Origin of the sequence: Cupriavidus consociatus (genome assembly GCF_017814975.1) — a bacterium.
Lineage (GTDB): Bacteria > Pseudomonadota > Gammaproteobacteria > Burkholderiales > Burkholderiaceae > Cupriavidus > Cupriavidus consociatus.
In genome coordinates this window covers 115,776-129,895 of the sequence record NZ_JAGIQA010000010.1, presented here as the reverse complement: position 1 = coordinate 129,895, position 14,120 = coordinate 115,776, and the positions used below count along the sequence as shown (strand labels likewise).

Below are 14,120 nucleotides of genomic sequence, written 5' to 3'. Positions count from 1 at the left end.
AGTCGATCGAAATTGCCACGAGCAGGCGCCGTGGCATGGGTCTACTGCCAAGTCCCGACAAGGAAGCGCGGCGCGCAGCGTCGCGCTGGCGGGGGCCATCCCCGTGACCGGACCAGGGTCACAGCAGCTTCCCGACGCTACGGCCGATGCGCGGGTTGCCAGCACCCAAGCGTGCCAGATTGTCATCCAGCGCCTCGGGCACGTAAAGGTAATTCACCATCATGCCGCAGCTCTGGCTTCGGCCTTTTCGCGACAGGTCGGCAGCCCAGTTGAGCCGCTCGACACAGGCGCCGTTGCCGAGATGGAAGCGTGCCACCGGGTCCGCCGGCAGCGCCTGGTGGCGCTCGCGCACCAGGTAATGCGCGGCCAGCGCCATCGCGGTATCGCGCGTCAGCGGGTCGGCATCGGCGGGCGCTTCAGGCGACAGCGCCGCCAGCCACCCTGCCCCGTCCGCCGGCGCCTCGCCGTGGCGCTCGCGCCAGCGCGCCAGGCGCTTGTCGCCGAGCGCGCGCGACACCGCATCGGCATCCTGCTTGCGCAGCCAGTCGGCAAACCCGGGAATCGGCGACAGCGTGGCGAACTGCTTGACCTTGGGGAATTCGCGCTGCAGTTCCTCGATCACGCGCTTGAGCAGGAAATTGCCGAAGCTGACGCCGCGCAGGCCGGCCTGCGTGTTGCTGATCGAATAGAAGATGGCCCACTTCACGCGACGCAGGTCTTCCAGCGGCGCGGCCTCGTCGAGCAATGTCTGGACATTGGCGGCCATCTCGGGAACGAACGCGACCTCGACGAAGATCAGCGGCTCGCGCGGGATGCGCGGATGGAAGAAGGCGTAGCAGCGGCGGTCGGAGTCGAGCCGGTTGCGCAGGTCTGTCCACGAGGCGATCTCGTGCACGGCCTCGTAGCGGATCAGCTTCTCCAGCAGCGAGGCGGGCGAGTCCCAGGTGATCGGCTGCAATTCCAGCAGGCCCACGTCGAACCAGTTGGAGAACAGCGCCTCGAGGTCGTCGTCGAGCACGCGCAGCCCAGGCACCCGCCGCTGCCAGCGCAGCATGTCGGCGCGCAGCTGGATCAGGAAGTGCAGCCCGCAGGCGCTGCTGCCGCGCTGGCCGTGGAGAGCGGCCAGACGCTTGAAGAAGCGGATGCGGGCGCTGGACAGGGCGTGGGTAAGCCCGGAATGGCCGCCCTTGCCGTCGGGCTTCGCGTCAGCCTTGGCTTCCCCCTTGGCTTCCCCCTTGGCTTCACCCTTTCCATCACCCTTGCCCTCGCCTTTGGCGTCCGCGGCCTTTTCGCCGCTGCTGCTGGCGACCTCCGCGAGCAGCTCCAGCATGGCACGCCGGGTGGCCTCGCCCGCGGCCTCGTACTCGGCCTGCCATGCCTGCGCAGCGGCATTGGCGGCACCGTCGGTCAGGCGGGCATCGAAGCACAGCCGCAACTGCTCGCGCTGGCGCCGCGCCACGCGCGTTGCCAGCGGCACTCCGCCGTCGGCGTGCGCCACGCCGTTGGCTGCCTTGGTCGCGGCCTCGGCCTCGCCTTTGCGGCCCCACCAGCGGCCCAGCCGCGACAGGAAATTACTGCCGGCCGGCTCGCTCTCGCCCAGCGGCGCGCTGATTTTCTGGTCACCCGTGTCGAAGGAGTTCATGCGGTACCTGCCTTGTGCAACGATCGGAACGTGGAACGTAGAGGACTTGCCATGCTGCGGCGTGAAGCGTGGGCAGCTAGTCGTCGCCGCTGGCCACGCGCAGCGCCGGCGGCGCCCGGGTCGGCTGCGCCGCGCCGGCGGCGTGATCGAGCGCCTGCAGTGCCGCGCGCTGGCGCAGCAGATGGGTCTTCATCATCGCCTCGGCGCCTTCAGGGTCGCGCGCCTTGAGCGCGGCGAACACCGACAGGTGCTCGGCGCAGGACTCGTGGATGCGGCCCGGCAGCTTCAGGCTTTTGTGGCGCGACAACCGCAGCACCTTGCGCAGGTCGCTGATCAATCCCGACAACCAGCGGTTGCCGGCCAGGCGCTGGATCGCCTCGTGGATCTGCGCGTTGGTCTCGTAGTAGGCGTCGATATCGCCGGCCTGCGCATAGCGAGCCAGGTCGGCGTGCAGGCCTTCCAGCGCGTCCAGGTCGGCACGCGTGGCATTGCGCGCGGCCTCGTAGGCGCAGCGTCCTTCGAGCAGCGCCATCAGCGGGAAGATCTCGTCCAGGTCCTGCTCGGACAATTTATTGACAAAGCAACCGCGGCGCGGCTCGAGCCGGACCAGCCCTTCCGCAGCCAGCACCTTCAGCGCTTCGCGCAGCGGCGTGCGCGAGATGCCGAGCGACTCGGCCATCGCGCTTTCGTCGATCCAGGCGCCTGGCGTCAGCGTGTGGGCATCGATCATGGCGCGCAGACGGTCTGCGACCTCGAGGTACAGGGCTTGCTGGACGATACGCATTGCCACCCCCGGTTGAGGAATCCATGGCCGGAACCATGCGTCCCAGTCGCCATAATTCATAATTATGGATTAGGGCGGCGACGAGACAAGGGATTTCGATGTTGCAATGCGGAAGAGGGGATTCAAAACGGAATCAAGCGCTGAATGGACGCGCTCTCGTACCTGCGCGAAAGACGCCGGCATGGCGCGAAGGAGGTGCGGCGGGCGTTTCCATGCCTCCCTGCAAAGAAACGCCCGCGCCTGAAAATGACAACTGAACTGCCTACATCGCCTGCGGATACGCGTTGCATCCACCCGCGTGGGTCATCATGGAAACCTGGCGCTGGCCCGGCGCCCCCCTTGAAACGCGCTTGCGCGCGGATTTTCCCGTTGCCCTGTTCTATAGCGTGAAGCATCCGACCCCAGTGGTCCTGACGGACCCTCCCTGCATGCTTCCGTGGCGGCTGTGGCTTGCCGCTCATCTTGTAACAGTATCGTTAGCGATTACCGTGCCAGTGGATCTAAGTCCTTGAATTCATTGATGACACGCATCCGAAACTTGTTACAGATTACGATCAGTGTAACAGGATGTTTCTCGATTGTTACGAGGGTTTTCCCATGACGCCAACGAGACAAACCCGACTGTCGGCAATTGCATATGCAAAATGTGCCGCGATCTTAATTTATCGATGCGAGAATGTGCACGACACACCGCAATGGCCTGATTTCGATCGGTTGCATATCTGATACAAGCGCGCAGAGATATTTGCCGCATTTCGTTCGCCAAAACGCATTTCCATTTTCCCGGGAGCCTGCCCATGCACGCCGGCAGCAGCGATTTTACGTTCTCCTCGTCCGCGGCCTTTGACACGGCGCCGGCATCGCCGCAGCCTTTGCGGCTGTCCTTCACCGGTTCGGGATCGGAGTATTTCCGTATCTGGATCGTTAACGTACTGCTGACCATCGTCACCTTCGGTATCTATTCCGCCTGGGCCAAGGTGCGCACGCTGCAGTATTTCTATCGCAATACGCGGCTCGATGGGGCCAGCTTCGATTACCACGGCAAGGCCTCCGCCATCCTGAAGGGGCGCGCCATCGTGTTCGGCCTCGCGCTTGCGTTCCAGCTGGCCTCCAATGTATCGCCCTTCCTCGCGCTGGCGATGCTGGTAGCGCTGCTGGCGGTGTTTCCGCTGCTGCTGGTGCGCTCGCTGCGCTTCCGCATGGCCAATTCCAGCTACCGCGGCCTGCGCTTTGCCTTCACCGGCGGCGATGCCGGGGCCTACAAGGTATTCGTGCTGTGGCCGCTGGCAGCAGTGTTCACGCTGGGGCTGCTCGGGCCGCTGGCGCACCAGCGATTCAAGCAATACCAGCACAGCAACACGCGCTTCGGCACGGCGCCGTTCGGCTTTGCCGCCGGCGCCGGCGAGTTCTATGGCGTCTACCTGCGGGCGTTCGGCGTGGTGCTGGCCACGGCTGTCGCCGGCATCGTGCTGAGCTTTGTCCTGGGCGCGGTGGTGGCACCCGGGGCCAAGGGCCTTGCCGCCGCGGTGATCCTCGGCTTCGCGATTGCCGGCTTCTACCTCGGCCTGCTGGCGGTCAGCCCCTACCTGATGGCGCGCCTGCAGAACGTCGTGTGGAGCCACACCACGCTCGCCCCGCACGCGTTCCGCAGCCAGGTCGGTGCGGGCCGCATGATCTTTATCTTCGTCACCAACCTGATCGCCATCGCGCTCACGCTGGGCTTGTACCTGCCGTTCGCGCGGGTCCGCGCCGCGCGTTACCGTGTCGAAAGCGTGACGATGCTGGCCGCCGGCCCGCTCGACAGCTTTGTCGCCGGCGAGGTGCAGCAGGTCGGTGCGCTGGGCGATGCCGCAGTAGACTGGTACGACATCGACATCGCGCTGTGATTGCCGCGCCCGCCAGCCCTGGCACCATGATCCCAGTCACCTATTTCGATGGCCGCACCTCGCGTGCGCACCCCGCGACCCTGGCCGTGGAAGCGCGGCAGGCCGTGCTGCGCGACCCCAGCGGCGCCGAACTGCGCCGCGCCGCGCTGTCCGATGTGCGCGTATCCGAACGCGTACGGCGCGCGCCGCGGCTGGTCACGTTCGCCGACGGCGCCTTCTGCGAAATCAATGACCACGCCGCCTTCGACCACATGCTGGCCGCCACCGGCCACCGCGAAGGGCTGGTGTCGCGCGCGCAGAACAGCTGGCGCCTGGCGGGGATGGCGGTGGCGGCGCTGGTGGCGGTGCTGGTGCTGGGCTACTACGTGCTGCTACCGTGGGGCGCGGGCGTGATGGCGCACACGGTGCCGCCGGAAGTGGAAGCCCATCTGGGCAGGCTGACGCTGGCCAGCCTGGACAACGGCGTGGTCAAGCCGACGCAGCTGCCGCAGGCCGAACAGGAACGCATCCGCCAGGGCTTTGCCGCGCTCAGGCGGCCGCCCGACGCGGGACACGACTACCTGATCCTGTTCCGCCAGGGCGGTGAAATCGGCGCCAATGCCCTGGCGCTGCCAGGCGGCATCATCGTGGTCACCGACGAGCTGGTCGGCCTGGCCGGCACCGGTGCCGGCATGATGGGGGTGCTGGCGCACGAAGCCGGCCACGTGGCGCGCCGCCACGGCCTGCAGCAGGTGATCCAGGCCTCGGCGCTGGGCGCGCTGTCGGCCTACCTGTTCGGCGACATCTCGACGGTTCTGGCAGGAGTGCCGGCCGCCATGCTGACGCTGCGCTACTCGCGCGACCACGAGCGCGAAGCCGACGACTTCGCCATCGAAGTCATGCAGAGCAATGGCCTGCCGCCCGCGGCGCTGGCCGATGTGCTGGTCAGGCTGGAACAGCGTGCGGGCGCCGGTGCGACATCGCCAGCATCGGAAGCGCCACCGGAGCGCGGCCAGGACTTCCTGTCGACGCACCCGCATACGCAGGCGCGCATCGACGCGCTGCGCCGCGCCGGGAGATAGTCCGCCGCGGCGGCCGTGTTCAGGCCGCCGGCTGCGGCGCGCCGGCGCCGGGCTGGCGGCGGTAGGCCCAGATCACCATGGCGATGCCCGCCAGGATCATCGGCAGGCTCAGCCACTGCCCCATCGACATCTTCAGCGCCAGCAGGCCGAGGAAGCTGTCCGGCTCGCGCGCGAACTCGGCGGCAAAGCGAAACGCGCCATAACCGATCAGGAACACGCCCGAGACCGCACCCATCGGCCGCGGCTTGCGCGCGAACAGCCACAGGATGATGAACAGCGCCACGCCCTCGCCGGCGAACTGGTACAGCTGCGACGGATGGCGCGGAATGTTGTCGCCCGCCTGCGGGAAGATCATGCCCCAGGGCAGGTCGGTCGCGCGGCCCCACAGCTCGCCGTTGATGAAATTGCCGATGCGGCCGGCGGCGAGCCCGCACGGGATCATCGGCGCGATGAAGTCGGTCACCTCCATCCAGTGGCGGCGGCGCAGCTTGCCGAACAGCCACATTGCCACGATCACGCCGAGAAAGCCGCCGTGGAAGGCCATGCCGCCCTCCCACACCTTGAAGATCTCCATCGGGTGCGCCAGGTAGTACGTCGGCTTGTAGAACAGCACGTAGCCCAGCCGCCCCCCCAGGATCACGCCCAGCACGCCGAAGAACAGCATGTCGTCGAGGTCGCGCGTGGTCCAGCCCTTGGCGGCCATATGCGGCTGGCGGATGCGCAGGCGCCCGAACCACAGGAACATGATGAACCCGGCCAGGTACATCAGCCCGTACCAGCGGATGGCAAGCGGGCCCAGGTGGATGGCAACCGGGTCGAACTGGGGATGGATCAGCATGTTGGCGTGAATGAAGTTGTCTGGTTGGGCCGGCCGCGCGCTCAGCGCGGCGCCGCTGCGGACTCGTTGGCCTTGTTGGCCTTGTTGGCCTTGTTGGGCTTGTTGGCTTTATCGGCCTCGTTGGCCAGTGCACCGGCAATCTCGATGAACGACCGCAGCACCGGCGCGACGCCGGCGCTGCCGCCGTCGCGCCAGGCCAGCCCGGTTTCGATCTGCGGGCCGGACTCGCGCAATGCCAGGTACGACACGCCGGTGCGCCGGAGGTTGCACAGCGATGCCGGCACCAGCGCCACGCCCATGCCGGCCGACACCAGGCTGACAATGGTCTGCATCTGGATGGCTTCCTGCGCGATCGCCGGCACCAGGCCCTCGCGCGCATAGTAGCCCGTAATGATGTCATAAAACGCCGGCGCGCTTCGGCGCGGGAAGATGATCAGCGGTTCGGATGCCGCATCGCGCAGCGACACCTTGCCGTCCTGCGCGAGCCCGCCCGGCGGCCGCCAGCCGTCGGCAACGGCCAGCACCAGCGGTTCGCTGACCAGCGGCAGGTAGGCCAGTCCGTGCGGCATCGCCGGCAGCTGGGGCCGGATCACCAGGCCCGCGTCGATCGCGCCTTCCAGCAGCGCTTCGAGCTGGACGTCGCTGGTGGCCTCGCGCAGCTGCAGCTGCACCGCCGGATGACGCGCCCGGAAGCGCCGCAGCAGGTCGGGCAGGATGCCGTAGTCGGCCGTGCTGACGAAGGCCAGCGATAACGAACCCAGCTCGCCCCGCGCCAGCCGCTGCGCCAGCCCGGGCAAGGCCGCGGCATCGGCCAGCACCCGCCGCACCTCGGGCAGCCACTGCGCGCCGGCCGGTGTCAGCGCCACCGATCGGCGCGTGCGCACGAACAGCGGCACGCCGAGTTCCTCCTCCAGCGCCTGGATCTGCTGCGACAGCGGCGGCTGCGTCATCGACAGCCGTTGCGCGGCGCGGCCGAAATGCAACTCTTCCGCCACGGTGACGAAGTAACGCAGCTGACGCAGGTCCAAGCCCGCCTCCTGATATGTTTTTCGACTCAATAAAGGGCAAATAATATATTTGACACTCCAAAATGCAAGGGGCATGCTTTGCGGCACAACATCGGCGGCCCGCGTGACAACGCGCGACTTCTCGGCCCCGGACATTCCCCCGGAGACCCACCATGGCATTCAACAAACGCTCGCAGAACATCACGCAAGGCGTGGCGCGTTCACCCAACCGCTCGATGTACTACGCCCTCGGCTACAAGAAGGAAGACTTCGACAAGCCGATGGTGGGCATCGCCAACGGTCACTCGACGATCACGCCCTGCAACGCCGGCCTGCAGCGCCTGGCCGACGCGGCGATCGACGCAATCAAGGCGTCCGGCGCCAATCCGCAGGTGTTCGGCACGCCCACCATCTCGGACGGCATGTCGATGGGCACCGAGGGGATGAAATACTCGCTGATCTCGCGCGAGGTCATTGCCGACTGCATCGAGACCGCGGCGCAGGGCCAGTGGATGGACGGCGTGGTGGTGATCGGCGGCTGCGACAAGAACATGCCCGGCGGCATGATCGCGCTGGCGCGCACCAACGTGCCGGGCATCTATGTCTACGGCGGCACCATCAAGCCGGGCAACTGGAAGGGCAAGGACCTGACCATCGTATCGTCGTTCGAGGCCGTGGGCGAATTCACCGCCGGGCGCATGAGCCAGGAAGACTTCGAGGGCGTGGAACAGAACGCCTGCCCTTCGACCGGATCGTGCGGCGGCATGTACACCGCCAACACCATGAGCTCGTCGTTCGAGGCGCTGGGCATGTCTCTGCTGTACTCGTCAACCATGGCCAACCCGGACCAGGAGAAGGTCGACAGCGCGGCCGAATCGGCGCGCGTGCTGGTCGAGGCGATCAAGCAGGACATCAAGCCGCGCGACATCATCAACCGCAAGTCGATCGAGAACGCGGTCGCGCTGATCATGGCCACCGGCGGCTCAACCAATGCGGTGCTGCACTACCTCGCCATCGCGCACTCGGCCGAAGTCGAATGGACCATCGAGGACTTCGAGCGCATCCGCCGCAAGGTGCCGGTGATCTGCAACCTGAAGCCTTCCGGGCAGTACGTGGCCACCGACCTGCACCAGGCGGGCGGCATCCCGCAGGTCATGAAGCTCCTGCTCAAGGCCGGCCTGCTGCATGGCGACTGCCTGACCATTACCGGCCGCACGCTGGCCGAAGAACTCGAACACGTGCCGGACACCCCGCGCGCCGACCAGGATGTGATCCTGCCCATCGAAAAGGCGCTCTACAAGGAAGGCCACCTCGCCATCCTGAAGGGCAACCTGGCCGAAGAAGGCGCGGTCGCCAAGATCACCGGCCTGAAGAACCCGGTCATCACCGGTCCGGCGCGCGTGTTCGAGGACGAGCAGAGCGCGATGGAGGCCATCCTGGCCGACAAGATCAACGCCGGCGACGTGCTGGTGCTGCGCTACCTCGGTCCCAAGGGCGGCCCGGGCATGCCGGAAATGCTGGCGCCGACCTCGGCCATCATCGGCAAGGGGCTGGGCGAGTCGGTCGGCTTTATCACTGACGGCCGCTTCTCGGGCGGCACCTGGGGCATGGTGGTCGGCCACGTGGCGCCTGAGGCGGCAGTGGGCGGCACGATCGCGCTGGTGCAGGAGGGCGACTCGATCACGATCGATGCGCACAAGCTGCTGCTGCAACTGAACGTGCCGGAGGAAGAGCTGGCGAAGCGGCGTGCCGGCTGGAAGGCACCGGCGCCGCGCTATACGCGGGGTGTGCTGGCGAAGTTTGCGCGCCTGGCGTCGACGGCCAGCAAGGGTGCGGTAACGGACTGACGGCGTTCGTCAGAGCTGGAAAAGCCTGCGATCTCTCGCAGGCTTTTTTTACTTTGGCAGAAGGCGTCGGAATAAAACCCTCAATCCCCACCCGGCGTCCGCTCGATCTCCTCCAGCGTCGCGTCCAGCCACTCCACCAGCCTGGCCTCCAGCGACTGTGTCAGCTCGCTGGCCAGCTGCGCCGTCAGCGGCGCCAGCCGCGCCTGCAGCGTGGCTTCGGTATGGGCCTCGACCACCTGCGGCCATTCGGTGCGGAAGCGCAGCATCACGCGCGACAGCAGCTCGCTGCGCATGGCGCGCAGGTCGTCCTCGCCGGGATCGGCCACCGGCGCCGGGGCTTGCGGCGGCGGTGCTTCGGCCTGCGGCTCCCCGGTATCGCCCACCTGCATGACCATGCCGGATTCGGCCATGCCGAAGGTATCGATGACGCCTTCCTGCGACGCGGCCGGCGGCTGCGCCGCCGATTCCGCGTCCGGCAGTTCGACCACTTCGGTCAGCAGCGGAATGCTGTCATTGGGCCCGGGCCGCGGGATCACCCGCGATGTGGTGCGTTCGCTCATGTTGCGTCTCCCTTGGGCTGGCCGATATCGTGATGCGTCAGCGGATAACCGCGTTCGCGGTAGAAGCGGTAGCGCTGGCGGCCGGCTTCGCGGGCGGCGTCGCCCGATCCCACCACTTCGATCAGGCGTTCGAAACTGGCGAATTGCGCCGGCGGCTGGTCAGACAGGTTGATCAGCAGCTGGTGGTGCGGCACGCCTTCAGTGGTGGCGGCCAGCAGGATCGGCGTGACCGCCGCATTGGGATGCTCCAGCCCGCAATGCGGCAGGAAATCCAGCGCCGAGAAGGTCCACAGGCGCGCATCCAGGTCCGCCAGCTGCGCCGGCGTGCCGTGGATCACGACCTTCTGGCCGGCGCCGTAGGCCTTGCGGACCAGCCGGCAGACATAGCCGAGCAGGTCCGGCACGTTGCTGTGGAAGTCGATGCGCGTCATGGAAGTTTGCTGCTTGCGTGGCCGGGGTGGCTGACTGCGGCCGTCAGGCCGCGCGGTCCATCAGGAACTGCGTCAGCAGCGGCACCGGGCGGCCGGTGGCGCCCTTGGCCGCACCGCTCTTCCAGGCCGTGCCGGCGATATCCAGGTGGGCCCAGTCGTACTTCTCGGTAAAGCGCGACAGGAAGCAGGCCGCGGTCACGCTGCCCGCCGGGCGCCCGCCGATATTGGCCATGTCGGCGAAATTGGACTTTAGCTGGTCCTGGTACTCGTCATCGAGCGGCATGCGCCAGGCGGTATCCATGGCATGGCGGCCGGCCTGCAGCAGCTGGTCGGCCAGCATGTCGGAGCGCGAGTACAGGCCGCTGTTCTGGTGGCCCAGCGCGATGATGCAGGCGCCCGTCAGCGTGGCCACGTCGATCACCGCGGCCGGCTTGAAGCGCTCGACGTAGGTCAGCGCGTCGCACAGGATCAGGCGGCCCTCGGCGTCCGTGTTCAGGATCTCGATGGTCTGGCCCGACATGCTGGTGACGACATCGCCCGGCTTGGTGGCGATGCCGCTGGGCATGTTCTCGCAGGTCGGCACCACGGCCACGACATTGAGCTTCAGGCCCATCTCAGCCACGGCCTGGATGGTGCCCAGCACCGAGGCGGCGCCGCACATGTCGTACTTCATCTCGTCCATGCCCTCGCCCGGCTTGAGCGAGATGCCGCCGGTGTCGAAGGTGATGCCCTTGCCGACCAGCACCACCGGCGCCTGCTTGGCGCCGGCGCCGTCGTAGCGCAGCACGATGAACTGCGGCGGCTCCTCGCTGCCCTTGGTCACGGCCAGGAAGGCGCCCATGTTGAGCGCCTCGATCTGCTTGCGGCCCAGCACTTCGGCCTTGAGCTTGTGGCGCTTGGCGATGCTGCGCGCCGCATTGGCCAAGTAGGTCGGGGTGCAGATATTGGATGGCAGGTTGCCCAGGTCGCGCGTGACCTCCATGCCGTTGGCGATGGCCGTGCCGCGCACCGCGGCCTGGGTGGCGGCGCGGGCGTCGCTGCTGTCCACCGCGATCACGACCTTGCGCAGCGACGACTTGTCGGCGCCGTTCGGCTTGCCGTTGGCGTTGGCACGCTTCAGGCCGGGGTGGCGCTCGAGCAGCCGGTAGCCAGCGTCGCGCACCAGCGTGATGGTGCTGATGATGGCCCACGAAACGTCGCGCTGATGCGGCGCCTGCTGCGCCAGGCACCACAGCGCGGAGGTGGCGCGCGTGGACGACAAGGCACGCACCGCGGTGCGCACGGCGTCGGCGAAAGCCTTGTCCGAGAACTCGGCTTCCTTGCCCAGGCCCACCAGCAGCACGCGGGCGGCGCCGACGCCGGCCACTTCGTGCAGCATCAGGTGGGTGCCGCGCTTGCCTTCGAAATCGCCCTGCTTGACCAGGCGCGCCACCAAGCCCTTGGTGGCCGTGTCCAGCGCCTTGGCCACGCCGGCAAGGTTCTGGCCCTCGAACAGGCCGACCACGAGGCAGTCAGTCTTGGTCGCCATGAAACCATTTTGGCCGGCTTTGCTCAAATCCAGGGCTTTTGTGCTAAATTCCATCGCGCTTCCTTCCAGGGGCTCGTTAGACACGAAAGCCTCCATTATCCGCGATTTTTACCCCGCGACCTGCCGCCGCTGATACGCCCCGGTCACGCTGACAGCCAGTTGTGCTGCCAGCCCGCTGTTCTGCCAGGCACCTCGCACGGCACATCGCCCGCTCCGGCCGGCAGCCCGGAACCGAACCCGCATGATCCTTCAACAAGCCCTGCGACGCGAGCTCGCCTACACCGCCGGGGCGGTGTTCCTGGTGATGCTGACCTTCATGCTCACGTCGCTCGTGATCCGCATCCTGGGACTGGCTGCCAACGGCAAGGCCAGTCCCAACGACGTGCTGATGCTGATCGGCCTGGCCACCATCGGCTACCTGTCCATCCTGCTGTCGGCCACCCTCTTCATCTCGACCCTGATCGTGCTCACGCGCTGGTACAAGGATTCGGAGATGGTGGTGTGGTTCTCGGCCGGCATCTCGCTGCGCGACCTGGTCAAGCCGGTGCTGCAGTTCGCCGCGCCGTTCATCCTGCTGGCGCTGCTGCTGGGCATCTTCGCCTGGCCGTGGGCCAACCAGCAGAGCGCGCTGTTCCGCGACCGCTTCGAGCAGCGCGGGGTGATGTCGATGATCGCCGCCGGCCGCTTCATCGAGCCTGCCAAGGCCAACTACGTGCTGTTCATCGAGGGCATGGACCCCGACATTAAGTATGCGCGCAATGTCTTCGTCGCCAATGCCGAGGCCGACAAGATCGGCGTGGCGCTGGCGCACCAGGGCAAGTTCGAGACCATGCCCAATGGCGACCGCCTGGTGGTGATGGAAAACGGCCGCCGCTATTCCGGCACGCCCGGCCAGATCGACTACCGCATCGTCGAGTTCGATCGCTACGCGGTCAAGGTGGACAGCAAGCCGCCCGAGTCGGAAGCCAAGCTGCCGCCCAAGAGCCGCGACACCATCGAGCTGATCCGCAACCCGACGCGCGAGAACCTGGGCGAACTGATCTGGCGCATCTCGCTGCCGATCCTGGCCTTTAACTTCGTGATGATCGCGATCCCGCTGGCCTACGTGAACCCTCGCCTGGGCCGCTATACCCCGCTGGTGTTCGCGGTGCTGATCTACCTGACGTACAGCAACCTCGTCAATCTGACGCAGTCCTGGGTGCGCAATGGCTCGGTGCCGTTCTGGCTCGCCTGGTGGCCGATCCACCTGACAGTGTTCCTGGCGGCGCTGATGCTGTTCCGCTACCGGCAGAACCGCAGCCTCGGCGGCTGGCGCGCCGTGTTCGGCCTGAAACGGCGTGATACCGCCACCAGCGGGAGCCAGGCATGAGGATCCTGCGCGTCTATGAACGCTACTTCGGGCGGCTGGTCTATGGCGTGTTCGCCTTCATCCTGTTCGCGGTGCTGTCGCTGTTCGTGTTCTTCGACATGCTCAACGAGCTGGAGAACGTCAACGCCCAGTACACCTCGCTGGTGGCGCTGTTCCACGTGCTGCTGCAGGCCCCTACCCGGGTCTACGAGGTGCTGCCGATCGCGGTGCTGATCAGTGCGATCTACGTCTTCTCGCAGCTCGCCAGCCAGTCCGAGTTCACCATCTTCCGCGTCGCCGGCCTGAATACGCGGCAGGCGCTGTTCTCGCTGTTCAAGCTGGCGGTGCCGCTGGCGATCGTGACCTTTATCTTCGGCGAGTTCATCGGCCCGCGCGCGGAGCAGTACGCGCAGAAGATCAAGCTCGAGGCGATCGGCGCGACGGTGTCGGCGGGCTTCCGTTCCGGCGTCTGGGTCAAGGACCGCGACCAGGACCCGGCCGGCGGCGGCGAGATCACCCGCTTCGTCAACGTGGCGGGGCTGCGCCCGGACCAGACCATCACCGGCATCACGATCTATGAGTTCGACCCGCAATACCGCCTGCGCGTGATCCGCGTGGCCCAGGAAGGCCGCTACCAGGGCGGCCAGGCGTGGGAACTGCAAGGGGTCAGCGAGACGCGCTTCACCGAGCTGATGCCGCAGGCCGATCCGGCAAAGCCCGCGCCGCCGCGCGATGCCCTGGCGCCGGATTTCCGCGCCGAGCAGCTGAAATTCCCACGCGTGGCGATGCACTCGGAGCTGACGCCGCAGATCCTGTCGGTGCTGCTGGTGACGCCGGAGCGGATGTCGACGCTGGACCTGTTCCGCTATATCCGCCACCTGCGCGACAACAAGCAGGACACGCAGCGCTACGAGATCGCGTTCTGGAAGAAAGTGATCTACCCGCTGACGCTGTTCGTGATGGTGGCGCTGGCCCTGCCTTTCGCCTACCTGCACGCGCGTGCCGGGGCGGTGGGTGTGAAGGTGTTCGGCGGCATCATGCTGGGGATGTCGTTCCACCTGTCGAATACGCTGTTCTCGCATGTCGGCCTGCTGCACACCTGGCCGCCCATCATCTCCGCGCTGGTGCCAGGCACGCTCTACCTGACGGTGGCGCTGCTGGCGCTGCGCTGGGTCGACCGGCACTGAG

General features: G+C 67.0%; 12 protein-coding genes. 5 read left to right on the top strand and 7 right to left on the bottom strand.

Going from position 1 to position 14,120, the window contains the following annotated elements; genetic code table 11:
- Nucleotides 1–118: 118 nt before the first annotated feature.
- Together J8I82_RS15715 and J8I82_RS15710 are read right to left on the bottom strand one after the other, a co-directional pair.
- Entirely contained in the window at nt 119–1,642 is a 1,524-nt protein-coding gene (locus J8I82_RS15715) for a malonyl-CoA decarboxylase domain-containing protein (RefSeq protein ID WP_209759004.1), read from the bottom strand.
- A 76-nt stretch (nt 1,643–1,718) separates the two neighbouring features.
- The gene (locus tag J8I82_RS15710; RefSeq protein WP_209759002.1) at nt 1,719–2,426 is read right to left on the bottom strand and encodes a GntR family transcriptional regulator; all 708 of its coding nucleotides are present in this window, start codon (nt 2,424–2,426) and stop codon (nt 1,719–1,721) included.
- A 797-nt stretch (nt 2,427–3,223) separates the two neighbouring features.
- Here J8I82_RS15710 and J8I82_RS15705 point away from each other — a divergent pair.
- Both J8I82_RS15705 and J8I82_RS15700 read left to right on the top strand, forming a co-directional pair.
- Nucleotides 3,224–4,312 carry a YjgN family protein gene (locus tag J8I82_RS15705; protein WP_209759000.1) on the top strand — a complete coding sequence of 363 codons (1,089 nt, stop codon included), beginning with the start codon at nt 3,224–3,226 and terminating at the stop codon, nt 4,310–4,312.
- 26 nt (nt 4,313–4,338) lie between these two features.
- Entirely contained in the window at nt 4,339–5,373 is a 1,035-nt protein-coding gene (locus J8I82_RS15700) for a M48 family metallopeptidase (RefSeq protein ID WP_209758998.1), read from the top strand.
- 19 nt (nt 5,374–5,392) lie between these two features.
- Here the strand turns inward: J8I82_RS15700 and lgt are convergent, their stop codons facing one another.
- Nucleotides 5,393–6,211, bottom strand: a complete 819-nt coding sequence (lgt, locus tag J8I82_RS15695; protein WP_029046037.1) for a prolipoprotein diacylglyceryl transferase — start codon at nt 6,209–6,211, stop codon at nt 5,393–5,395.
- Nucleotides 6,212–6,252: 41 nt separating this feature from the next.
- Nucleotides 6,253–7,239, bottom strand: coding sequence for a LysR family transcriptional regulator (locus tag J8I82_RS15690; RefSeq protein ID WP_245179794.1), 987 nt, complete (start codon nt 7,237–7,239; stop codon nt 6,253–6,255).
- A 152-nt stretch (nt 7,240–7,391) separates the two neighbouring features.
- Between J8I82_RS15690 and ilvD the strand changes: the two genes are divergently transcribed.
- A complete protein-coding gene (gene ilvD, locus J8I82_RS15685) occupies nt 7,392–9,065 on the top strand; it encodes a dihydroxy-acid dehydratase (RefSeq protein ID WP_209758996.1) in 1,674 nt (557 codons plus the stop codon).
- Between the two features lie 80 nt (nt 9,066–9,145).
- On the opposite strand, the gene J8I82_RS15680 is transcribed toward ilvD, so the two are convergent.
- The 3 genes from J8I82_RS15680 to J8I82_RS15670 are packed head-to-tail and all read right to left on the bottom strand — an operon-like array spanning nt 9,146 to nt 11,638.
- Entirely contained in the window at nt 9,146–9,625 is a 480-nt protein-coding gene (locus tag J8I82_RS15680) for a hypothetical protein (RefSeq protein WP_209758994.1), read from the bottom strand.
- Complete coding sequence (locus tag J8I82_RS15675) at nt 9,622–10,056, bottom strand: DNA polymerase III subunit chi (protein WP_029046033.1); 435 nt, start codon at nt 10,054–10,056, stop codon at nt 9,622–9,624. The genes J8I82_RS15680 and J8I82_RS15675 overlap by 4 nt, the downstream gene beginning before the upstream one ends.
- Before the next feature lie 43 nt (nt 10,057–10,099).
- Entirely contained in the window at nt 10,100–11,638 is a 1,539-nt protein-coding gene (locus J8I82_RS15670) for a leucyl aminopeptidase (protein WP_209758992.1), read from the bottom strand.
- 187 nt (nt 11,639–11,825) lie between these two features.
- Here J8I82_RS15670 and lptF point away from each other — a divergent pair, with 187 nt between their 5' ends.
- Both lptF and lptG read left to right on the top strand, forming a co-directional pair.
- Nucleotides 11,826–12,953, top strand: a complete 1,128-nt coding sequence (gene lptF, locus J8I82_RS15665; protein ID WP_209758990.1) for an LPS export ABC transporter permease LptF — start codon at nt 11,826–11,828, stop codon at nt 12,951–12,953.
- Nucleotides 12,950–14,119 (top strand): LPS export ABC transporter permease LptG, encoded by a 1,170-nt coding sequence (lptG, locus tag J8I82_RS15660; RefSeq protein WP_209758988.1) that lies wholly within the window; start codon nt 12,950–12,952, stop codon nt 14,117–14,119. Before lptF ends, lptG begins: the two co-directional genes overlap by 4 nt.
- Nucleotide 14,120 lies beyond the last annotated feature (1 nt).